This is a genomic window from Streptomyces rectiverticillatus (assembly GCF_013394065.1).
GTDB lineage: Bacteria > Actinomycetota > Actinomycetes > Streptomycetales > Streptomycetaceae > Streptomyces > Streptomyces rectiverticillatus.
Genome location: NZ_CP040752.1, coordinates 4,178,156 through 4,199,864, shown reverse-complemented (window position 1 = coordinate 4,199,864; position 21,709 = coordinate 4,178,156). Strand labels below are relative to the sequence as shown.

Here is a 21,709-nt window from a genome sequence, read left to right as displayed (position 1 = left end):
GCCCGACGCGGCTCACGGGCGTCATGGGCCTCACATCGGGTCGACGCACTCGCCCCAGGTCTTGTCGAAGTCCAGCCGCTCGTTGCGCTGCGTCAGCGAGAACCAGTTGCCGGAGTCGTCGCGCAGGATCGCCTCCGTGCCGTACGGGCGCTCCTGGGGCTCCTGCAGGAACTCCACGCCCTTGGCCTTGAGCGTCTCGTAGTCCCGGTGGATGTCGTCGGTGCTCAGCACCCCCGCGCCCAGCGCGCCCTTGGACACCAGCTTCTTCATGGCCTCCGCCGACTCGGGGTCGAGCCCGGGCGGTCCGGGGACCATCAGCGTCAGCTCGACGTCCGGCTGGTCCTTGGCGCCCACCGTGAGCCAGCGCATTCCCTTCTCGCCGCCCATGGTCATATCGGTGCGGACCTCCAGGCCGAGCTTCTCCGTGTAGAAATCCTTCGCCCGGTCCTGATCGAGGACCCAGACGGTGGTGACGGCAATTCCCTTGATCATGACGCGCTCCGATCACCGGCTTTTGCGCTGCATTACCACCGTAAAAGCAGGAGCCGGTGCACCGCGTGTCGCGGTGCACCGGCTCCTGGGGTGGATCCGATTGATCAGAGGGTGATCAGAGGTGTGATCAGAGGCTTCCGCCGCGGGCCTTCAGGAAGCCGACCGGCTCGATGGCAGTGCCGTAGTTCGGGGTGGTGCGGATCTCGAAGTGCAGGTGGGGGCCGGACGAATTGCCGGTGGAGCCCGACAGGCCGATGACCTGGCCGGTGCTGACGCTCTGGCCGACCGAGACCTTCACCTGCGAGAGGTGGGCGTACTGGGAGTACGTGTTGTCATCGTGCTTGATCACGATGGCGTTGCCGTACGCGGGGCCGTCGCCGCCGCCGTTCGGGCCGGCCTTGACGACGGTGCCGCCGTGGACGGACATGACGGGCGTACCGCTGGCGACGACCAGGTCCTGGCCGCTGTGCTTGGCGGCCCACATCTTGCCGGCCTTACCGAACGGCTGGCCGATCTGGTACTGGGCCAGGGGCGCGACCCAGGCGTCGGCACGGTTACGGGAGGCCTCGGCCTCCTTGCGGGCATCCTCGGCACGCTTGGCAGCGTCCCGCTTGGCCTGCTCGGCGTTCTGCTTCTCCTTCTCCGCCACCTTCAGCTGCGTCTCGGCCTGCTTGTTCAGCGCGTCGTCCAGCGCCGCGACGGACGCGAACGCCGGGAACTCGCTCACCGAGGCGGTGGTGTCGGCTGCGAGCGCGACCCCGGAACCCAGCGCGACCGAGGCTCCCAGGCCGGCTGCCACGACGGCGACGCGGGTACGGAGAACGGTCTTGCTCGGGTTACGGAAAGCGGTGCGCTTCGACATACGGATAAACCTCCAGGCATAAACAGGTCCCGGCTGCGGACCGGGATCGCCATACCTTGGTAACCCGCATTCGCCGGGCTGCCAAGCACGGCCTCTACTAACGAATGCCGTAGCGATGGCCTGGTAATTCATGCCGCCCTGAGCAGGGATTCCGCCTGTTTTATAGGAGAAATGAGGTGTGGTCCGGCTGCTAATTTCCTTAGTACGTGACCCACGCCCTATGGCGGGTGTCACCACCGAAGGACATTCGGCCTCCCCGGTTCCGGGACCAAAGACCCGGCCGCGGCGGTACGCTCCCCGTCAGCGGTCGCGCACACAGCGCAGCGGCCGCCGGGGCCGGGGGTGGCAGAGATGAGCAGTGGTTTCGAGGACGTGGAGCTGGCGGATGCCGTCCAGGCGGTACGGGAGGGCCTGACCTCGGCTGCGGCCCGGGGCGCGGGCCAGGACCTGGCCTTCGAGGTGGGCGAGATCGCCATGGAGTTCACCGTCGAGATCCGCAAGGACGCCAAGGGCTCGGGCGGGGTGAAGGCCTGGGTGGTCAGCGCGGACGCGGAGGCGTCGCGCGGCTCGACCCGCACCCACAAGGTCTCCTTCACCCTGACGCCCAAGGACACGCGCACAGGTGGCAGCTGGCGCGTGGGCAACGAGCGGCCGGGCGGGGTGTCGCGGTTCGGGTCCTCCGGGCAGTAGCGGTGGGCCGGGCGGGGGCCTCGGCCGGGACGTCGTGGCGGCCCTGCACGGAAAACACGGGTCGGCCCCGGAACCGTGCGGTTCCGGGGCCGACCCGCTGTCGCGGAATGTGCGGAGGGCGCTTACGCGTCCTTGGACAGGTTGGGACCCGCCCCGCCCGCCGCCGACTCGATCGGCGGGGTGTCCGGCAGGGCCGACTTCTCCTCGCCGCGGAAGGTGAACTTCTTCTCCTCACCCTCGGTCTCCGTGCCGACGACCACGATGTGGCCGGGGCGCAGCTCGCCGAAGAGGATCTTCTCCGAGAGGATGTCCTCGATCTCGCGCTGGATCGTGCGGCGCAGCGGGCGGGCGCCCAGGATCGGGTCGTAGCCCTTCTTCGCCAGGAGCGACTTGGCCTCGGAGCTGAGCTCGATGCCCATGTCGCGGTCCTTGAGCCGCTCGTCCACCTTGGCGATCATGAGGTCGACGATCTGGATGATGTCTTCCTCGGTGAGCTGGTGGAAGACCACCGTGTCATCGACACGGTTGAGGAACTCGGGCCGGAAGTGCTGCTTGAGCTCCTCGTTGACCTTGGCCTTCATGCGCTCGTAGCCGGTCTTGACGTCGCCCTGGGCGGCGAAGCCCAGGTTGAAGCCCTTGGAGATATCCCGGGTGCCGAGGTTCGTCGTCATGATGATGACGGTGTTCTTGAAGTCCACGACCCGGCCCTGGGAGTCGGTCAGGCGACCGTCCTCCAGGATCTGCAGGAGCGAGTTGAAGATGTCCGGGTGGGCCTTCTCGACCTCGTCGAACAGGACCACCGAGAACGGCTTCCGGCGGACCTTCTCCGTCAGCTGGCCGCCCTCTTCGTAGCCCACGTAGCCGGGGGGCGAGCCGAAGAGGCGCGAGACGGTGTGCTTCTCGCTGAACTCCGACATGTCGAGGGAGATCAGGGCGTCCTCGTCACCGAAGAGGAACTCGGCGAGGGTCTTGGACAGCTCGGTCTTACCGACACCCGAGGGGCCGGCGAAGATGAACGATCCGCCCGGGCGCTTGGGGTCCTTGAGGCCCGCACGGGTGCGCCGGATGGCCTGGGAGAGCGCCTTGATGGCGTCCTTCTGGCCGATGACGCGCTTGTGCAGCTCGTCCTCCATGCGCAGCAGGCGGGAGGACTCCTCCTCCGTCAGCTTGAAGACCGGGATGCCGGTGGCCGTGGCGAGGACCTCGGCGATCAGCTCGCCGTCGACCTCGGCGACGACGTCCATGTCGCCGGCCTTCCACTCCTTCTCCCGCTTGGTCTTCGCGGCGAGGAGCTGCTTCTCCTTGTCACGCAGGGAGGCGGCCTTCTCGAAGTCCTGCGAGTCGATCGCGGACTCCTTCTCCCGGCGCACGTCGGCGATCTTCTCGTCGAACTCGCGGAGGTCCGGCGGCGCGGTCATCCGGCGGATGCGCATCCGGGAGCCGGCCTCGTCGATCAGGTCGATCGCCTTGTCCGGCAGGAAGCGGTCGGAGATGTAGCGGTCGGCGAGCGTGGCGGCCTGGACCAGCGCCTCGTCCGTGATGGAGACGCGGTGGTGGGCCTCGTAGCGGTCGCGCAGACCCTTGAGGATCTCGATGGTGTGCGGCAGCGAGGGCTCGGCGACCTGGATGGGCTGGAAGCGGCGCTCGAGGGCGGCGTCCTTCTCCAGGTGCTTGCGGTACTCGTCGAGCGTGGTGGCACCGATGGTCTGCAGCTCGCCGCGGGCCAGCATCGGCTTGAGGATGCTGGCGGCGTCGATCGCGCCCTCGGCGGCGCCCGCACCCACCAGGGTGTGGAGCTCGTCGATGAACAGGATGATGTCGCCGCGGGTGCGGATCTCCTTGAGGACCTTCTTCAGGCGCTCCTCGAAGTCACCGCGGTAGCGGGAGCCGGCGACCAGGGCGCCGAGGTCGAGGGTGTAGAGGTGCTTGTCCTTGAGGGTCTCGGGCACCTCGCCCTTGACGATGGCCTGGGCCAGGCCCTCGACGACGGCGGTCTTGCCGACGCCGGGCTCGCCGATGAGGACCGGGTTGTTCTTCGTACGGCGGGACAGCACCTGCATGACCCGCTCGATCTCCTTCTCGCGCCCGATGACCGGGTCGAGCTTGGATTCGCGGGCGGCCTGCGTCAGGTTGCGGCCGAACTGGTCCAGGACGAGCGAGGTCGAGGGCGTGCCCTCGGCCGGGCCGCCGGCCGTGGCGGCTTCCTTGCCCTGGTAGCCGGAGAGCAGCTGGATGACCTGCTGCCGGACTCGGTTGAGATCGGCGCCCAGCTTCACGAGGACCTGGGCGGCGACGCCCTCGCCCTCGCGGATCAGGCCGAGCAGGATGTGCTCGGTGCCGATGTAGTTGTGGCCGAGCTGAAGGGCCTCGCGGAGCGAAAGCTCCAGGACCTTCTTCGCACGGGGGGTGAAGGGGATGTGCCCGGACGGGGCCTGCTGGCCCTGGCCGATGATCTCCTCCACCTGCTGGCGGACCGCCTCGAGCGAAATCCCGAGGCTCTCCAGGGCCTTAGCGGCGACACCCTCACCCTCGTGGATCAGGCCCAGGAGGATGTGCTCGGTGCCGATGTAGTTGTGGTTGAGCATCCGGGCTTCTTCCTGAGCCAGGACGACAACCCGCCGCGCACGGTCGGTGAACCTCTCGAACATCGTTAATCGCTCCTCAGAGCGGTCAGGCAAGTAGGGGTCGGTCCCCTCCCTGTCCTTCCGCATGCTAGTCCCGCGGGACGGGACAGCTCATTCCAACTGCCGACATCCGTCCGGATCACCCCGCGTCGGCGGGGAAACCTGCTGCCGAACAGCCGACATCTCCTCCAACCCGATGGTGGGAGACGATGTTCCCGCAGGCCAGGCATATACGCTCGCCGTCACTACGCCGACGGCGAACGCGAGCCCGGCCCGACACGCCCGCCCATCGCCCGCCGCCATCGTTGATGACGCGCTCCGCGCGGTGTCGCACCGCCTCTTCCCATGGGGAACCTCTTACCCGCAAGGATTGACAATCCATGCGGCGCGGGCACCGTCCATCCGCTACGGGCGAACACCCTCGCGCCGCCCGGAGCGCCTGTGCGCCCCCCACTCCTTATACGGAGTGTGCCCAACTACCCACCCAGAGTAACCTCTTGGTGGTTTCACCGTTGCACCGCACATGACCGTTGCCCTCCCGCGCCCCGGCGGTCCCGCAGATCAATGGTGCCAGGCGCGTCGGTGGTACGAGCACGAGCTGGGCTGGCCGACCTCCGGCGCGGCACCCCTGGAGCTGCCGACCGGCCTCCGCTTCGACGTCCTGGATCTCCCTTTGGACGCCGGCTCCGCCGTGCTCGCCCGCCCGGTGCGCACGGGCCCCGTAGCCCTCGACGTCCGGACGCGGAGGCTGTGGTTCCTGGTCGCCGCGGGCAGCGCGGACGAGCTGCCGGAGCTGCTCGACTGGCTGGAGTGGGGCGCGGTCCCCCTGGACCTGGCCGCGCTGGGGCAGGGCGGGCGGATCGCCGCGCCGGTGCCCGTCGGCCCGGGCCACGGGCGCCTCGGGACGCTCGGTCCGGGGAAGCCGGACAAGCCGGGGAGGGCCGTGTGGGTACGGCCTCCCGCACCGGGGAGCCCCGGGGGCGGGGTCGAGCCTGCACTGCCGGTGACCGGCCTCGGGGGCGATGGGGACGCCCCCGATCTCGCACGGCTCGTGGGCGCGGCGGCCACGGAGGTCCACCGAGCCCGGTTGCTGCGCACCCGAAGGGCACGCTCGCAGGGGCCGGCGGAAGATCAGCCGTTGGCCTTCTCGTACGCCTCGCGGATGTCGGCGGGCACGCGGCCGCGGTCGTTGACGCTGTAGCCGTTCTTCTTGGCCCAGGCGCGGATCTTCGCGGTGTCCGGGCTGCCGGCAGCGGCGGCGGCGCGCACCTTGCCGCGAGCGCCCGCGGCACGGCCGCCGGTGCGGCGCCCGCTGCGGGTGTACGGCTCCAGCAGGCCGCGGAGCTTGTCAGCGTTGGCCGTGGTGAGGTCGATCTCGTACGTCTTCCCGTCCAGGGCGAACGTCACGGTCTCGTCGGCCTCGCCACCGTCGAGGTCATCGACAAGAAGGACCTGAACCTTCTGCGCCACGGGGAATCCTTTCAGTGGAAAATGGGATTACGGAGGAATAGCAAACCGCCTTTCCCGGAAAAACACAAACCCCCCGGGAAGGTTCAGCCCGCCTTCCGCGTGGGAACCATCCCTTCCGGAGGCATGTGATAGGGGCGCGATTCGGACATAGGGACCGCGATCACAGATGCAGAAGCATCCGGCTGTTGCCAAGGGTGTTCGGCTTCACCCGTTCGAGACCCAGGAACTCGGCGACGCCCTCGTCATAGGAACGCAGCAGCTCGCTGTAGACATCACCGTCCACGGGTGTCTCACCGATCTCCACGAAGCCGTGCTTCGCGAAGAAGTCCACTTCGAAGGTGAGGCAGAAAATGCGCCGCACGCCGAGCCAGCGCGCCGTCTGCAGCAGCTTGCCCAGTACGGCGTGGCCCACCCCGGCGCCCTTCACGTCCGGGTCCACCGCGAGAGTGCGCACCTCGGCCAGGTCTTCCCACATCACGTGCAGGGCCCCGCAGCCGATGACACTGCCGTCCTCGTCCCGCTCGGCCACCCAGAACTCCTGGATGTCCTCGTAAAGAGTGACGGTGGCTTTGTCGAGGAGGATGCGGTCACGAACGTACGTGTTGATGAGACGGCGCAGCGCCGGCACATCGCTGGTCCGGGCACGGCGGACGGTGACGACTTTTGATAGTGCGGGCATGCCCGGACGCTATCGCCCCGGGGTCCCGGTGCCCTCGCCGGGCCCGTCGAGTTGCACGACCCGGATGGCGTCCCGCAGGGCTTCGCGTTGTTCGGCCGACATCATGCCGAAGAAGGCGACGAGAGCGGCCGCGGGGTTGTCGCTCACGGACCACGCTTCGTTCATCAGTGCGGCCGAGTAGGCGGCTCGGTTCGAGACCGCCTCATATCGATAGGCGCGGCCTTCCGCTTCCCTGCGCAGCCAGCCCTTCTGATACAGGTTGTCCATTACGGTCATGACCGTGGTGTAGGCGATGGACCGTTCCTGTTGAAGGTCTTCCAGCACTTCTCGAACAGTGACCGGCCGGTTCCAGTCCCACACGCGCGTCATGACGGCGTCTTCCAGATCACCCAGGCGTCTGACCACACGCGAATAATAGTGGGAGATGTCTGGAATGACGCTTTATCGAGGCAGCAAAGGGGCAGCAAAAAGGGCGCACGGCCGAGAAATGCGGTCTCGAACCGTACGCCCGTGAGCACCCGCGCCCGCCGGGGGCGCATCCGGCGGCCGTCGCGCCGCGCGGAGACGCGCGTCGGACGAGGATGCGTGCCGGACGGAGACGGAGAACGGGGAGACAGGCGTCAGGCGGCGCTGCCCTTGCCGGCCTGCTGGGCGGCCTCGGCCCGGGCCAGGGCCGCGTCGACCAGGGCGTCCTCCTTGCCCTTGTTCGCGCCGCCCTGACTCTTGATGATCGTCACGACCAGGGCGGTGAAGGCGATCGCCATCACGACGGGCGGCACCAATGCGGCGACATAGTCCATGGCCGTCGGCTCCTTCTGGGTCTGGCTTGCGCGGATGTGAGCGACCCGTCCAGATTACGCGCGCTCCGTAAGGCCGCTCAGGCGGGTCGGGCGTGCGGCGCCTCGCCCGCCGGGGGCGGTGCGGGCTTGCGCCGGGGCGGGAAGACCTCACCGGGCGTGGGGATGGGCCGCTCCGGGCGCGGCCCGTTCGGCGGCTTGGCGGGCTCCGTGCCGGGCTTGCCCGGGGGCTTCTCCTCCGGCTTGCGCCCCGGCTTCTGCCCGGGGCCCGCCGGACCGTCGGCGGCGGGCGGGAGGCCGCCGGGCAGGGCGAGCAGCGGAGTGCGGCGCAGCCGGATGCGCGCGGCGGGCACCGCGCAGGCCACGCGGTCGGCCGCCGCGGCCCGGCCGGCCGGGCCCGCGACGAGTTCGCAGCGGCGCAGCAGGGCCCGGTAGCCGGCCGTGGCGGGCCCGGCCGAAGGGGTCGAGCACAGGGCCCGGAGGGCGTCGAGGTCCTCCGTGCGCGGCCGGTAGCCCGCCGCGAGGGCGTCCTGGAGGCGCTCGGCGTAGCCGGAGGCGGCGCCGGGGAGGGCGGCGCGGTAGCGGGCGAGGTCGGCGAGGAGGAAGGCGCGCAGCCTTCCGCTCTCCAGCACGGCCTCGTCCACGGCCGCGGCGAGCCGGTGGCAGTCGCGCACCTCCGCGGCGCGCTCGGGGCCGGGGCGCCCGGGGACGGCGTGGGGGTGGAGGGCGATGGCGAGGGCTCGGCGCAGCACGCGCAGTTCGTCCGCGCTGAACGCCATGCCGCCGCGTGATCCATAGGGCGTGGGCATGCGCCGACTTTAAGTGCTAAACGGACAATTTTCGTCTAGCTGGATATTTACGGCGTGGCACGGGCCGGTCACCCACGGGACGCACCCGCAGGGCGCCCTGGGGGTCAGCGCCGCCTGCGGCGGGTGACCCCGAGCGCGATGGCGCCTGCCGAGACGGCGGTGCCGGAGGTGGTGGCGAGCAGCAGGGTGCTGTTGGTGGCCGGTTCGGCGGGCGGCCGGGGCACCCGGTCCACGACCTCGACGCGGATCGGCGCCGAGTCGTTGCCGGGGTCCGGGTCGGCGGCGCTCTCGCCGTCGCGGTCGAGGATCCGGACCCGGCCCTCGGCGCCGTCGACCTTCTCGTCGATGCGGACCCGGAAGCCGAGCGTCTCCCGCTCCCCGGCGGTGAAGCCCTCCCCGATGGAACAGACGTACGAGCCGGGCTCGGCGGACGGGCCCGGCTTCGCCACGCAGGGCTGCCGGACGCCGCTGTGCGGGGCCGCGACGATCGTCGTGCCGGGCGGCGGCGTCACCTCGTACGCGCTGGCGCCGTGCCCGGGGCGCCCGCCGGCCGGGCCGGGCCCGCCGTTCCTGACCCCCAGCTCGACCTCGACGGTCTCGCCGACCTGCCCGACGACCGGATGGGCGATGGCCTGGTAGTCGGCGCGGAGCGCCGCTCCGGCCTGCGCCGGGCCGGCGCACAGCCCCAGCCCGGCCGCCAGCGTCGCGGCGGGGACCACCGCCCACCGCATTGTCCGCTTCATTGCCCACACGCCCCATGCCCGTCGGATGCGGAATCAGGTTCCGCAGCTGACAGGACAGTTGAAACGGACGGTTGGTTGCGTGCTACGCGCGGGAGACGTTCCGCTCGTAGACCAGCCGCAGGCCGATCAGTGTGAGCCACGGCTCGTGTTCGTCGATGACGGACGCCTCGCCGAGGACCAGGGGCGACAGGCCGCCGGTGGCGATGACGGTGACGTCGTCCGGATCGTCGGCGAGCTCGCGGGCCATCCGCTCGACGACGCCGTCCACCTGCCCGGCGAAGCCGTAGAGGATGCCGGACTGCATGGCCTCGACCGTGTTCTTCCCGATGACGCCGCGCGGGCGGGCCAGCTCGATCTTGCGCAGCTGCGCGCCCTTGACGCCCAGCGCCTCCACCGAGATCTCGATGCCCGGGGCGATCACGCCGCCCGCGTACTCGCCGCGGGCGCTGACCGCGTCGAAGGTGGTGGCCGTGCCGAAGTCGACGACGATGCACGGGCCGCCGTAGAGCTCGACGGCCGCGACGGCGTTGACGATCCGGTCGGCGCCGACCTCCTTGGGGTTGTCCATCAGGATCGGCACGCCGGTCTTCACGCCCGGCTCGACCAGCACCGCGGGCACGTCCCCGTAATAACGGCGGGTGACCTCCCGCAGCTCGTGCAGGACGGCGGGGACCGTGGAGCAGATGGCGATGCCGTCGATGCCGTCCCCCAGCTCCTCGCCCAGCAGCGGGTGCATGCCCATCAGGCCCTGGAGCAGGACCGCCAGTTCGTCGGCCGTGCGGCGGGCGTCGGTCGACACCCGCCAGTGCTCGACGATCTCCTCGCCGTCGAACAGGCCGAGGACCGTGTGGGTGTTGCCGACATCGATGGTGAGCAGCATCAGGCGGCTTCCTCCTGCGCATCGTCCTCGTCGCGCTCCCGCAGGTCGAGGCCGATGTCGAGGATCGGGGACGAGTGGATCAGCGAGCCGACCGCCAGGTAGTCCACGCCGGTCTCGGCGTAGGCGTGGGCGTTGACGAGCGTGAGCCGGCCGGAGGACTCCAGCAGGGCCCGGCCCGCGACGAGTTCGACGGCCTCGCGGGTCTGCTCGGGGGTGAAGTTGTCCAGCAGGATGAGGTTGGCGCCCTCGGCGAGGACGGGCGGGATCTGGTCGATCCGGTCGACCTCGACCTCGACCGGCAGGCCCGGGAAGGCCTCCCGCACGGCCCTGAAGGCCTCGGCCACGCCGCCGGCCGCGACCACGTGGTTGTCCTTGATGAGCGCCGCGTCCGACAGGGACATGCGGTGGTTGACGCCGCCGCCGCAGCGCACCGCGTACTTCTCCAGGGCGCGCAGGCCGACCGTGGTCTTGCGGGTGTCGCGGACGGCGGCCTTGGTGCCGTCCAGCAGGTCGGCCCACTCGCGGGTCGCGGTGGCGATGCCGGACAGGCGGCACAGGAGGTTGAGCGCGCTGCGCTCGGCGGTGAGCAGGTCACGGGTGCGGGTGCGGACGGTGAGCAGCTTCTGGCCGGCGGTCACCCGGTCGCCGTCCTCGACGTGCCGCTCGACCTCGAACTCCTCGGTGCAGACGACCGAGAGGACCGCCTCGGCGATGTGCAGGCCGGAGACGGTGCCGTCCTCGCGGGCGGTGAAGTCGCCGGTGGCGACGGCGTCGGCGGGGATGGTCGCCACGGTGGTGACGTCCTGGCCGCCGTCGAGGTCCTCCTCGATGGCGAGGTGGGCGATGTCCTCGATCTGCAGGGGGTCGAGGCCGGCCTCGGCGAGCAGCCGGGCCAGGTCGGGGTCGAGCCCGCACTCCAGCGCGTCCTCCGCGAACGTCTCACCGCAGCCACAGCCGTCACCGCAGCCGCCGGTGGCCGTCTCGAGGTTCACCTGGATGTCCTGGCCGATCTGGTGGAGGGGGAGTTCGTTCGGGGTGGTCACGTGGTGCTCCTCGGTTCGGCGCCGGTCGTGGACGGGTCGGGCGTGACGGACGGGAAGGCCGCCGTCCCGGTGGTGGAGACCGAGAGCGTACGGTCCGGGCGCAGGGTCACCAAAAGATGCCGGTGCCAGGCGGTGTCGTCGCGGTCGGGGCGGTCCTCGCGCCAGTGGCAGCCGCGGGTCTCCTCGCGGCGGAGCGCGGCGGCGACGAGGACGCGGGCCACGAGCAGGAGGTTGGTGGCCTCCCAGCTCTCCGTACCGGGCGCCTCCAGCGCGGCGGCGGCGTCCTCGTCGATGCGCGCCAGCTCCGCGGCCGCCCGCTCCAGGCTCTCCCTGGACCGCAGGACCCCGGCGCCCTCCGTCATGATGCGCTGGATCTCCGAGCGGGCCTTCGGGCCGGCGAGCACCGTGCCGGTGGCGGAGGCCTCCGGCGGGAGGGCCTCCCCCGGCGCGCCCGCCTTCCGGAGGCCGGCGGTCACGTCGGCGGCGATGCGCTCCGCGAAGACCAGGCCCTCCAGCAGGGAGTTCGACGCCAGGCGGTTCGCGCCGTGCACGCCCGTGCAGGCGACCTCGCCGCACGCGTAGAGCCCGGGGACGGTCGAGCGGCCGAGCAGGTCCGTGCGGACGCCGCCGGAGGCGTAGTGCGCGGCGGGCGCGACCGGGATCGGCTCCGTCACCGGGTCGATGCCGTGCGCGCGGCAGGCGGCGAGGATCGTGGGGAAGCGGTGCTCCCACATCTCGGCGCCGAAGTGGCGGGCGTCCAGGTACATGTGCTCGGCGCCGAGCTCCTGCATGCGGCGCGTGATGCCCTTGGCGACGATGTCGCGCGGGGCCAGCTCCGCGAGCTCGTGCGCACCGGCCATGAAGCGGTGACCGTGCTCGTCGACGAGGTGGGCGCCTTCGCCGCGTACGGCCTCCGACACCAGCGGCTGCTGGCCCTCGGCGTCGGGGCCGAGCCACAGCACGGTGGGGTGGAACTGGACGAACTCCAGGTCGGACACCTCGGCCCCGGCGCGCAGGGCGAGGGCGACGCCGTCGCCGGTGGAGACGGCCGGGTTCGTGGTGGCGGAGAAGACCTGGCCCATGCCGCCGGTGGCGAGGACGACGGCCCGGGCCCGTACGGCACCCACGCCGTCGCGCTCACCCTCGCCCATGACGTGCAGCGTGACGCCCGCGGCGCGGCCGTCCGCGTCCTTGAGGAGGTCGAGGACCAGGGCGTGCTCGATGGTCTCGATGCCCGCCGCCCGCACGGCCTCGACCAGGGCGCGGGAGATCTCGGCGCCGGTGGCGTCGCCGCCCGCGTGGGCGATGCGGCGCCGGTGGTGGCCGCCCTCGCGGGTGAGCAGGATGGCGCCGGACTCGGCGTCGGTGTCGAACTGCGCGCCCGTGGCGATGAGCCGGCGCACCGCGTCGGGGCCCTCGGTGACCAGGGTGCGCACGGCCTCGTCGTCGCACAGGCCCACGCCCGCCACGAGCGTGTCGTCCAGGTGCTGTTCGGGGGTGTCGCCCTCGCCGAGCGCGGCCGCTATGCCGCCCTGGGCCCAGCGGGTGGAGCCGTCGTCCAGGAGGGCCTTGGTGACGACGGTGACCTTCGCACCGGCGGCGGCGCAGCGCAGGGCGACGGTGAGCCCGGCGACGCCGGAGCCCACGACGACCACGTCGGCGTCGACCGCCCAGCCGGGCTTGGGTGCGTGGAGGCGTATACCGGTCATCGCTCGGCTCCGAGATGCAGGGGGACGTTGTCGATCAGGCGGGTGGTGCCGACCTTGGCGGCGACGGCCAGGACGGCTTCGCCCGCGTAGTCGTCGGGGACCTCGGTGAAGTCGGAGGGGTCGACCAGGGCCAGGTAGTCCAGGAGGACCGGGGGCTCCAGCTTCGCCGCCGCTTCCAGGATGCCGCGGGCGGAGCTGCGGACCGCGGCCGCGCCGCCGTCCACGGCCGCGGCGCCGGCGCGCAGGGCCCGGGAGAGCTCCAGCGCCGTGGCCCGGTCGGCCTCGGAGAGGTAGCGGTTGCGGCTCGACAGTGCGAGGTGGTCGCCCTCGCGGACCGTCGGCACCCCGACGACCTCCACGGGGAAGTTGAGGTCGCGGACCATGCGGCGGATCAGGGCGAGCTGCTGAGCGTCCTTCTGGCCGAACAGCGCGACGTCCGGCGCGGTCAGGTGCAGGAGCTTGGCGACGACGGTGAGCACGCCGTCGAAGTGCCCGGGGCGGCTGGCGCCTTCCAGGCGCTCGCCCATGGGGCCGGCGGTGATGCGGACCTGGGGCTCCCCGCCGGGGTAGACCTCGTCCACGGAAGGGGCGAAGACGGCGTCGGCGCCCGCCCGGCCGGCGATGGCGAGGTCGGCGTCGAGGGTGCGCGGGTAGCGGTCGAGATCCTCACCCGCGCCGAACTGCAGCGGGTTGACGAAGACCGTGACGACGACCTGGCCGTCCGGCCCGGCCAGCCGGCGCGCTTCGCGCACGAGGGTGGCGTGGCCCTCGTGCAAGGCGCCCATCGTCATCACGACGGCGCGGCGGCCTGCGCGCGGGAGGGCCTTCAGCTCCTCGGCGTCGCGGGTGAGCTGGGTGGTCATGCGGTGCCTCCGTCCGCGAGGACGCCGAGCAGGTCCTCCGCCAGTTCCGGCTTGAGCAGGCCGGCCGCGAGGGCGCGGTCGGCGGTCGTACGGGCCATCGCCAGATATCCGGGGACGGCCTGGGGTGCGTGGGCGCGCAGCTCGGCGATGTGCGCGGCGACGGTGCCGGCGTCGCCGCGGGCCACCGGGCCGGTCAGGGCCGCGTCGCCACTGCGCAGGACGTTGTCGAGCGCGGCGCCGAGGAGGGGGCCGAGCATGCGGTCGGGTGCCCCGACGCCGGCGGTCCGCAGCAGGTCCATCGCCTGGGCGACCAGGGTGACCAGGTGGTTCGCGCCGAGGGCGAGGGCCGCGTGGTAGAGCGGGCGGGCCTCTTCCGCTATCCACTCGGGCTCGCCGCCCATCTCGATGACCAGGGCCTCCGCGGCGAGCCGCAGCTCGTCGGGGGCGGTGACGCCGAAGGAGCAGCCGGCGAGCCGGTCGACGTCGACCGGGGTGCCGGTGAAGGTCATGGCGGGGTGCAGGGCGAGCGGGAGGGCTCCGGCGCGGCGGGCGGGGTCGAGCACGGCGGTGCCGTGCCGGCCCGAGGTGTGCACGATGAGCTGGCCCGGGCGGACGGCGCCGGTCTCGGCGAGCCCGGCGACCAGGCCCGGCAGGGCGTCGTCGGGCACGGTGAGCAGGACCAGCTCGGCGCGCGCGAGCACCTCGGCGGGGGTGACGAGCGGGACCTCCGGGAGCAGGGCGGCGGCCCGGCGCACGGAGGCGTCGGAGACTCCGGAGGCGGCGACCGGGCGGTGCCCGGCGAGCCGGAGCGCGGCGGCGAGCGCCGGGCCGACGCGGCCCGTGCCGACGACGCCGACGGTGAGCCGGGCGGGTCGGTCCTGGGGGCTCGGGTGCTCCGGACGGGTATGTGCGTTCACGCGGCGATGGCCTTCCGTTCCAGTCCGCGGCGGGTACCGGACGATTCCTTCGTCATGCTACGTGAGGCGCGGGGGGCGGTCCCCGGCCGTCCCCAGCCCTGTGGATAACGCCGGCCGTGTGAAGAACCCGGCCACGCGTCCGGGCGTCCCGAGTGATCGGCCGGGCGTCCGGCGGGCCGGGAGCGCGTCAGCACTCGGCCGGGCGGCCGCAGGCGTCCGGGACGCGGCGGTCGGCGTCCTGCACCGGAGACGGCCGGACGGCTGCCGGGCGGACGGCCGACGGCAGGACGGCCGACTGCAGGACCGCTGCCGGGCGGAGGCGGGCGGCGGGGCGGAGGAAGCGGAACAGCGCCGCCCGGCGGGCGCGGCGGGCGGCCACCCGCTCGTCGACGACCGCCCGGAAGGCGCGCCAGGTGCGGAAGGCGCGGTAGGCCTCCACGTCCCCGGCGCCCGGGGCGGGCGGGGCCGGCTCCCCGTGCTGGGCGGCGCGGTAGAGGTCGAGCATGTGCTGCTGAGCTGCGTTCATGTGATCCACGGTGCGCCGGTGGACGCGCCCCTGCCGCTTCAATTGACGAGAGCCGTCAAGTGACGGCCGGACCCCCGGGGGGAAGGGCACGATGAGCGCATGACCGTGGAGATCGACATCGCCGGGCTGCCGCACGAGCGCATCCTTTTCAACCCGTCGCCGCTGGCGGAGCTCGGTGCGATGCTGCACGTCCTGGCGGAGCCCGGCCACCACCCCGGGCTGCACGGCTGGGCCACGGCGACCGCCTCCGGGCTCCGGCCCGACCTCGCCGACCGGCTGACCGAGGCCGACTTCCTGTGGCGCTCGGCCCGCTCCGACCTGCTGCTGCCCGCCGCACCCCGGGCCACGCTCGCCGAAGAGCTCGACGACCTCGACCGCATGGACGACGAGAAGTTCGTGGCCGCGGCCTTCGAGGTCACCTGCAGCTCCGAGCGGCCCGTGCCCTCCCCGCTGGTCGACGCCGAGCAGCGAATGCGGGTGCGCGAGCTGTCCGCCGCCCGGGGCCCGCGGCAGGCGCAGTTCACCGACCGCATGCTGGAGAACCCGCCCGCGCTGCGCGCCTGGCTGCGCAGGCTCCTGGAGGACTGCGAGGAGGCCTTCTTCGCCGACAACTGGCAGCGCGTACGGGTCCAGCTCGCCACGGACGCCCGGCACAAGGCGGATCTGCTGCGGCGCAAGGGGCTCGCCGAGGCCATGGCCGCGGTCTCCACGGCCGTCTCCCTCGGCGCGGGCGGCACGCGGATCGTCTTCGACAAGCTGCAGAACGGCCGGGCGACGGCCTACGCGGACGGCCTGACGTTCATACCGACCGCGTTCGGGTGGCCGCACCTCATCGTGCTGAACCGGCCCGGCTGGCAGCCGATGGTGCAGTACCCCGTGGCCGCACCCGAGCTCCCCAAGGGCACGGCCCTGCAGCTGGTGCAGCACCGGATGGAGGCGCTCGCGCACCCCGTCCGGATGCGGCTGTGCCGCACGCTGGCCCGCGGCCCGCACACCACCAGCGAGCTGGCCGCCGTCTTCGGTCTGACGGCGCCCGAGGTGTCCCGGCACATAGCCGTGATGAAGAAGGCGGGCCTGCTGGCCACGCGCCGCCGCGGCCGCTACGTCCTGCACCAGCTGGACCTGCCGGTGGTGGCCCGCCTGGGAAGCGACTTCCTGGAAACGGTCCTGAGGTAGGAGACCGTCCTGAGGTAGGGGCAGGGCCCGCCGGGCGCTACTTCTGCGGCGTCCCGCCCCCGGCCCGGACGAGACCGCTCTCGTAGGCCAGCACCACCACCTGCACCCGGTCGCGCAGCCCCAGCTTGGTCAGGATGCGTCCGACGTGCGTCTTGACCGTGGCCTCCGAGAGCACGAGCCGCGCCGCGATCTCACCGTTGGACAGGCCCTGCGCCACCAGCAGCATGACCTCGCGCTCCCGCTCGGTCAGGCGCCCCAGCTCCGTGCCGGCCTGCTCCTTCGTCGTGCTCGGCAGCATCGGGGTGAAACGATCCAGCAGGCGGCGGGTGGTGCTGGGCGCGACCACCGCGTCACCGCTGTGCACGGCCCGGATCGCCCCGAGCAGCTCGGCCGGCGGCACGTCCTTGAGCATGAAGCCGCTCGCGCCGACCTTGAGCGCCGAGAACGCGTACTCGTCCAGGTCGAAGGTGGTCAGGATGAGCACCTTCGGCGGATCCTGCTGGGCGCAGATCCGGCGCGTCGCCTCCACGCCGTCGAGCCGGGGCATGCGGACGTCCATCAGGACGACGTCCACCTCGGTGCCGGCCAGCACCTCCAGCGCCTCCGCGCCGTCCCCGGCCTCGGCGACGACCTCCATGTCGGGCTGGGCGGCCAGCACCATGCGGAAGCCGGTACGCAGGAGTACCTGGTCGTCGACGAGCATCACCCGGATGGACATGCAGATGTCCCTTCCCTCGGTCGGAGTACGGCGGCAAAACGTCCGGCACCAGCAAACACCATGGTCAGCGACCGCCCGGCTTCACCGGCAGCAGCACGCTGATCCGGAACCCGCCGCCCGGCCGCGGGCCCGCGTCCAGCGTGCCCCCGACCATGCCGACGCGCTCGCGCATCCCGATCAGGCCGTGGCCCATGCCGTCGGCGCCGCCCGCCTCGTACAGCTCGTGCTGCGCGCCCCGGCCGTCGTCCTCGACGAGCAGGCCGAGCCCGTCGTCGAAGTAGGTCAGGCGGACGCTCGCACCGGCCTCCGGGCCGCCGTGCTTGCGGGTGTTGGTCAGGGCTTCCTGCACGATGCGGTAGGCGGTCAGCTCCACGCCGCTGGGCAGCGCGCGCGGCGCGCCCTCGATCTCGTACTCCACGGGCAGGCCCGCGTCGCGCACCTGCTCGACCAGGTCGCCGATCTGCTCCACGTCCGGCTGCGGCACGTAGTCCCCGCCCTCGGTGGTGCCCTCCTCGGTGCGCAGGACGCCCAGCAGGCGGCGCATCTCGGCCAGCGCCTGGCGGCCCGTGCCGGAGATCGTCTCCAGGGCCTGCTTGGCCTGCTCGGGCGAGGCGTCGAGGACGTACGCGGCGCCGTCGGCCTGGACGACCATCACCGAGACGTTGTGCGCGACGACGTCGTGCAGCTCGCGGGCGATGCGCGCCCGCTCGGCCGTCACGGCCATCCGCGCCTGCTGCTCGCGGTCCTTCTCCAGGCGGGCGGCGCGCTCTTCCAGCTGGGCCCAGTACGCGCGGCGGGTGCGCATGGAGTCGCCGAGCACCCAGGCGAGGACGAAGGGGGCGGTGAGGAAGGCCAGGGCGATGAGCGTGCCGCCGATCCCGCGGCCGACGACCGGCCACCGGATCAGGAAGAGCACCGGTGCGGCCAGCCCGCCGGCCAGGGCCACTCTCGACGCCCAGCGGACGTGGCCGGAGGCGACGGTGTAGACGATCGCGAGCATCGCGATGTCGGCGAACGAGCCCTGGACGTCGGCCACGACCTGCGCGAGGCCGCTCGCGATCGCCAGGAACAGCATGGGAATGGGAGCGCGGCGGCGCAGGGCGATCACCAGGCTGAGGGTCAGCACCGTGACGACGTCCACGGCCGTCTGAGTCGCCGACATGCCGTGTTCTTCAGCGGCGGCCAGCAGGCTGAACCCGAGCAGCAGTACAGCCCAGAAGCTGTCCACACCCGTCGGGTGCCTGCGGAGAAAGTCGTAGAGGCGGTGCACGTCACCCAGCGTAGGCACGCCGGGTACGTGCCGGGGTCAGCCCGGCGATCGATCCGGTGACGCTCCTTCTACTCCGCAAGGTGGAGGCGGCGTGTCCGCGAAGGGCGCATAGCGTGTGCGTATGGCAAGCGGAACGATGACATGGCGCGCTGCGACCGAGGCCGCGCTCTACGGTCCCGGCGGCTTCTACCGGCGCCCCGAGGGCCCCGCCGGGCACTTCCGAACCTCCGTGCACGCCTCCCCGCTGTACGCCGGGGCCGTCGCCGAGCTGCTGCGCCGGGTCGACGAGGCGCTCGGGCACCCGGCGGAGCTGACGTTCACGGACGTCGGCGCCGGCCGCGGCGAACTGCTCACCGGCGTCCTCGCCCGGCTGCCGGAGAAGGTGACGGCGCGGCTGCGGCCGGTCGCCGTCGAGCGGGCCGCCCGCCCGGACGGCCTGGACCCGCGCATCACCTGGGTGAGTGACATCCCGGACGGCACCGAGGGCCTGCTGTTCGCCAACGAGTGGCTCGACAACGTGCCCGTGGACGTCGCCGAGACGGACGCCGAAGGCGTCGCGCGCCAGGTGCTCGTCCAGGAGGACGGCGAGGAGATGCTCGGCGACCCGGTCGCGGGCGGGGACGCCGCGTGGCTCGCCCGCTGGTGGCCCGTCGACGGCGCGCCCCCCGGCACCCGCGCCGAGATCGGGCACCCGCGCGACGCCGCCTGGGCGCGGGCCGTGGGCAGCCTGCGCGGCGGCCTCGCCGTGGCCGTCGACTACGCCCACGAGCGGGCCGGCCGGCCGCCCTTCGGCACCCTGGCCGGCTTCCGCGAGGGCCGCGAAGTGCGGCCGGTGCCGGACGGCTCGTGCGACATCACCGCCCACGTCGCCATGGACGCCTGCGCGGGCCCCGGCAGCACCGTGCTGACCCAGCGCGAGGCGCTGCACGCCCTCGGCGTGGACGGCGGCCGCCCGCCGCTGTCGCTCGCCTCGAGCGACCCGGCCGCCTACGTCCGGGCGCTGGGGCGGGCGGGCGAGGCGGCCGAGCTCACCTCCCCGGCGGGCCTGGGCGCCTTCGGCTGGCTGGTGCAGCCCGTCGGCGAGGCCTGCCGGGGCCTGCTCCCGGGCCTTCCGGACCGTGCCCCGGACGGGGCCGGCCCGGAAGGCTGACAGACTTGTCCCCATGACCCCCATGACGGAGACGACAGTCGGCATCGGCGGTGCGGCGGAGAGCACCGACATGGTGCTCAACATCGGACCCCAGCACCCGTCCACGCACGGCGTGCTGCGCCTGCGGCTCGTCCTCGACGGCGAGCGGGTCCGCGAGGCCGAGCCGATCGTCGGCTATATGCACCGCGGCGCGGAGAAGCTCTTCGAGGCCCGCGACTACCGGCAGATCATCATGCTCGCCAACCGCCACGACTGGCTGTCGGCGTTCTCCAACGAGCTGGGCGTCGTCCTGGCCGTCGAGCGGATGCTCGGCATGGAGGTCCCCGAGCGCGCCGTGTGGACCCGTACGCTCCTCGCCGAGCTGAACCGGGTCCTCAACCACCTGATGTTCCTCGGTTCCTACCCCCTGGAGCTCGGCGGCATCACCCCCGTCTTCCACGCCTTCCACGAGCGCGAGGAGCTCCAGACGGTGATGGAGGAGGTCTCCGGCGGCCGCATGCACTACATGTTCAACCGCGTCGGCGGCCTCAAGGAGGACCTGCCCGCCGGCTGGCTGGGCCGGGCGCGGCACGCCGTGGCCCAGGTCCGCTCCCGGATGGACGTCTACGACCGGCTCGTGCTCGGCAACGAGATCTTCCGGGCGCGCACGCGCGGCGTCGGCGTGCTCGCGCGCGAGACGGTGCACGCGTACGGGGTCAGCGGCCCCATCGCCCGCGCGTCCGGCGTCGACTTCGACCTGCGCCGCGACGAGCCGTACCTCGCCTACGGGGAGCTGCAGGACACCCTGAAGGTCGTCACCCGCGAGGACGGCGACTGCCTGGCCCGCTTCGAGTGCCTGCTGGAGCAGACCCACAACGCGCTGGAGCTCGCCGAGGCCTGCCTCGACCGGATCGCCGAGCTGCCGCCCGGGCCGATCAACCAGCGGCTGCCGAAGGTCCTCAAGGCCCCCGAGGGCGCGACCTACGCGTGGACCGAGAACCCGCTCGGCCTCAACGGCTACTACCTGGTCTCGAAGGGCGAGAAGACGCCGTACCGGCTGAAGCTGCGCTCCGCGTCCTTCAACAACATCCAGGCGCTGACCGAGCTGTTGCCGGGGACGCTGGTCGCCGACATGGTGGCGATCCTGGGGTCGCTGTTCTTCGTGGTCGGCGACATCGACAAGTAGGCGGGACCGACAACGCAAAACCCCCGGTGGGCATTCACCGGGGGTTTCGTTTCTGCAGGCCGGGTTGCGGGCTGCCTACGAGGCGGCCGTACGCAGCTCGGCCACGTCTATCTGCTCGGTCTCGTCGTGCGCGGTCAGGTCGATGACGTCGTCCCCGGCGCGCTCGCCGTCCTTCCCGGACTCCGCCTTGGCCTCCGCCTCTGCCTCTGCCTCGGCGAGTGCCTCCTCGCCGACGACGTCCGCGAGGTCCGTCTCCTCGACGGGGCGCTGGGCCGGGGCCGGGCGCTGGGTGCCGAAGAAGTCGAAGCCGCCCGTGGCACGGGAGGCGGGGCGCCGGGCGGGGGCCTGCGGCACGGCGGCGCGGAGCGCGGGCTTGAGAGCGGCGCCGGACTCGGGCTTGCCCTCGGTGGCCGGCTCGGCCGGCTTGCCCTCGGTGCCCTGCTTGCCCGCCGCGACCGGCTCGGGCGCCCGCTCCGTGCCCTGACGCGCTTCCGGGCGCGTCTGCGGCACGGTCCCGGGCGCCGCCTGAGGCGCGCTCGCGGGCTTCTGCCGGGCCAGGGCCGCGGGACCGGCGGCAGGCCCGGCGGCGGGCCGGGCCCCGGCCTCGGGGTCCGCCTTCGCCGCGCCGCCGCCCAGGCTGCGCAGCGCCTCCGCGGCCTTGCGGTACGCGGCCGGGTCGACGGCCGGGCCGGGCACGGTGAGCGGAGCGCCGGGACCCAGCGCCGGGGTGCCGGGAGACGCACCGCCGCGGGCGACCCGGCGGCTCTCCAGCGCGCTGGCCCGCCCGGTCTCGGCGGCGGCGTAGCGGCGCAGCAGGTCGGCGTGCTCGGTGCGGAGACGGGCCAGCTCGGCGCGCTTGCCGCGCAGCTTGGACTCCAGCCGGGCCTTGGCCGCCCGGGTGTCCTCCAGATCCGTCTCCAGCTCGGCTATGCGCTCCTCGGTCTTCCACTCGTCCCGTGTGCGGGCGGCGGTGAGCTGGGCGACCCGCCTTCCGGCGGAGCGGTCCCAACGGCGCATCAGCACGGCACCGACCACCGCGGCGGCGGCTGCCGCCGCGGCGAGGCCCCGGATGACGACCGTTTCATCTACCACCCAGGCACCGGCGGCGCAGGCGACCGATGTCGCG

General features: G+C 72.6%; 23 protein-coding genes. 5 read left to right on the top strand and 18 right to left on the bottom strand.

All coding sequences use genetic code 11. The features are described 5' to 3' along the window. Positions 1-30: 30 nt before the first annotated feature. Both FGW37_RS18320 and FGW37_RS18315 read right to left on the bottom strand, forming a co-directional pair. The gene (locus FGW37_RS18320) at positions 31-492 is read right to left on the bottom strand and encodes a VOC family protein (protein WP_179082030.1); all 462 of its coding nucleotides are present in this window, start codon (positions 490-492) and stop codon (positions 31-33) included. Between the two features lie 127 nt (positions 493-619). Beyond that, entirely contained in the window at positions 620-1,354 is a 735-nt protein-coding gene (locus FGW37_RS18315; protein ID WP_179082029.1) for a M23 family metallopeptidase, read from the bottom strand. Between the two features lie 351 nt (positions 1,355-1,705). On the opposite strand from FGW37_RS18315, the gene FGW37_RS18310 reads away from it, so the two are divergent. Then, positions 1,706-2,044 (top strand): trypco2 family protein, encoded by a 339-nt coding sequence (locus FGW37_RS18310; protein ID WP_179082028.1) that lies wholly within the window; start codon positions 1,706-1,708, stop codon positions 2,042-2,044. Between the two features lie 122 nt (positions 2,045-2,166). Here FGW37_RS18310 and FGW37_RS18305 read toward each other — a convergent pair whose 3' ends face one another. Then, a complete protein-coding gene (locus tag FGW37_RS18305; protein WP_179082027.1) occupies positions 2,167-4,692 on the bottom strand; it encodes an ATP-dependent Clp protease ATP-binding subunit in 2,526 nt (841 codons plus the stop codon). A gap of 499 nt (positions 4,693-5,191) precedes the next feature. Between FGW37_RS18305 and FGW37_RS18300 the strand changes: the two genes are divergently transcribed. After that, complete coding sequence (locus FGW37_RS18300) at positions 5,192-5,869, top strand: SCO3374 family protein (RefSeq protein ID WP_179082026.1); 678 nt, start codon at positions 5,192-5,194, stop codon at positions 5,867-5,869. Here FGW37_RS18300 and FGW37_RS18295 read toward each other — a convergent pair. From FGW37_RS18295 to FGW37_RS18240, 12 genes are all read right to left on the bottom strand, one after another. Further along, positions 5,800-6,138, bottom strand: coding sequence for a histone-like nucleoid-structuring protein Lsr2 (locus FGW37_RS18295; protein ID WP_058045639.1), 339 nt, complete (start codon positions 6,136-6,138; stop codon positions 5,800-5,802). The two genes, FGW37_RS18300 and FGW37_RS18295, sit on opposite strands and share 70 nt — an antisense overlap. Before the next feature lie 160 nt (positions 6,139-6,298). Then, positions 6,299-6,817 (bottom strand): amino-acid N-acetyltransferase, encoded by a 519-nt coding sequence (locus FGW37_RS18290; RefSeq protein ID WP_179082025.1) that lies wholly within the window; start codon positions 6,815-6,817, stop codon positions 6,299-6,301. Positions 6,818-6,826: 9 nt separating this feature from the next. Then, complete coding sequence (locus FGW37_RS18285) at positions 6,827-7,222, bottom strand: BlaI/MecI/CopY family transcriptional regulator (RefSeq protein ID WP_179082024.1); 396 nt, start codon at positions 7,220-7,222, stop codon at positions 6,827-6,829. Positions 7,223-7,437: 215 nt separating this feature from the next. Then, positions 7,438-7,617 carry a hypothetical protein gene (locus tag FGW37_RS18280; protein WP_179082023.1) on the bottom strand — a complete coding sequence of 60 codons (180 nt, stop codon included), beginning with the start codon at positions 7,615-7,617 and terminating at the stop codon, positions 7,438-7,440. Positions 7,618-7,694: 77 nt separating this feature from the next. Next, positions 7,695-8,423: a hypothetical protein gene (locus FGW37_RS18275; RefSeq protein WP_179082022.1), complete on the bottom strand. Its 729-nt coding sequence runs from the start codon at positions 8,421-8,423 to the stop codon at positions 7,695-7,697. A gap of 104 nt (positions 8,424-8,527) precedes the next feature. Then, positions 8,528-9,166: a hypothetical protein gene (locus FGW37_RS18270; protein ID WP_179082021.1), complete on the bottom strand. Its 639-nt coding sequence runs from the start codon at positions 9,164-9,166 to the stop codon at positions 8,528-8,530. Positions 9,167-9,248: 82 nt separating this feature from the next. Next, positions 9,249-10,046, bottom strand: coding sequence for a type III pantothenate kinase (locus tag FGW37_RS18265; RefSeq protein ID WP_179082020.1), 798 nt, complete (start codon positions 10,044-10,046; stop codon positions 9,249-9,251). After that, entirely contained in the window at positions 10,046-11,089 is a 1,044-nt protein-coding gene (gene nadC, locus FGW37_RS18260; RefSeq protein WP_058045632.1) for a carboxylating nicotinate-nucleotide diphosphorylase, read from the bottom strand. Before nadC ends, FGW37_RS18265 begins: the two co-directional genes overlap by 1 nt. Next, positions 11,086-12,798: an L-aspartate oxidase gene (locus FGW37_RS18255; protein WP_179082019.1), complete on the bottom strand. Its 1,713-nt coding sequence runs from the start codon at positions 12,796-12,798 to the stop codon at positions 11,086-11,088. Before FGW37_RS18255 ends, nadC begins: the two co-directional genes overlap by 4 nt. Then, complete coding sequence (gene panC, locus FGW37_RS18250; RefSeq protein WP_179082018.1) at positions 12,795-13,661, bottom strand: pantoate--beta-alanine ligase; 867 nt, start codon at positions 13,659-13,661, stop codon at positions 12,795-12,797. The genes FGW37_RS18255 and panC overlap by 4 nt, the downstream gene beginning before the upstream one ends. Beyond that, positions 13,658-14,578 carry a Rossmann-like and DUF2520 domain-containing protein gene (locus FGW37_RS18245; protein WP_179082017.1) on the bottom strand — a complete coding sequence of 307 codons (921 nt, stop codon included), beginning with the start codon at positions 14,576-14,578 and terminating at the stop codon, positions 13,658-13,660. Before FGW37_RS18245 ends, panC begins: the two co-directional genes overlap by 4 nt. 187 nt (positions 14,579-14,765) lie before the next feature. Continuing rightward, entirely contained in the window at positions 14,766-15,104 is a 339-nt protein-coding gene (locus FGW37_RS18240) for a hypothetical protein (RefSeq protein ID WP_179082016.1), read from the bottom strand. A gap of 99 nt (positions 15,105-15,203) precedes the next feature. On the opposite strand from FGW37_RS18240, the gene FGW37_RS18235 reads away from it, so the two are divergent. Next, positions 15,204-16,280, top strand: coding sequence for a DUF5937 family protein (locus FGW37_RS18235; RefSeq protein WP_179082015.1), 1,077 nt, complete (start codon positions 15,204-15,206; stop codon positions 16,278-16,280). A 37-nt stretch (positions 16,281-16,317) separates the two neighbouring features. Here FGW37_RS18235 and FGW37_RS18230 read toward each other — a convergent pair whose 3' ends face one another. Next, positions 16,318-16,998, bottom strand: coding sequence for a response regulator transcription factor (locus tag FGW37_RS18230; RefSeq protein WP_179082014.1), 681 nt, complete (start codon positions 16,996-16,998; stop codon positions 16,318-16,320). 64 nt (positions 16,999-17,062) lie between these two features. Then, positions 17,063-18,268 carry a sensor histidine kinase gene (locus tag FGW37_RS18225; RefSeq protein WP_179082013.1) on the bottom strand — a complete coding sequence of 402 codons (1,206 nt, stop codon included), beginning with the start codon at positions 18,266-18,268 and terminating at the stop codon, positions 17,063-17,065. A gap of 121 nt (positions 18,269-18,389) precedes the next feature. Between FGW37_RS18225 and FGW37_RS18220 the strand changes: the two genes are divergently transcribed. After that, the gene (locus FGW37_RS18220; RefSeq protein ID WP_179082012.1) at positions 18,390-19,418 is read left to right on the top strand and encodes an SAM-dependent methyltransferase; all 1,029 of its coding nucleotides are present in this window, start codon (positions 18,390-18,392) and stop codon (positions 19,416-19,418) included. A gap of 22 nt (positions 19,419-19,440) precedes the next feature. Further along, on the top strand, positions 19,441-20,583 hold the full coding sequence (locus tag FGW37_RS18215; protein WP_179082011.1) for an NADH-quinone oxidoreductase subunit D: 1,143 nt from the start codon (positions 19,441-19,443) through the stop codon (positions 20,581-20,583). A gap of 75 nt (positions 20,584-20,658) precedes the next feature. On the opposite strand, the gene FGW37_RS18210 is transcribed toward FGW37_RS18215, so the two are convergent. Further along, positions 20,659-21,675, bottom strand: coding sequence for a hypothetical protein (locus FGW37_RS18210; RefSeq protein WP_343067123.1), 1,017 nt, complete (start codon positions 21,673-21,675; stop codon positions 20,659-20,661). Positions 21,676-21,709 lie beyond the last annotated feature (34 nt).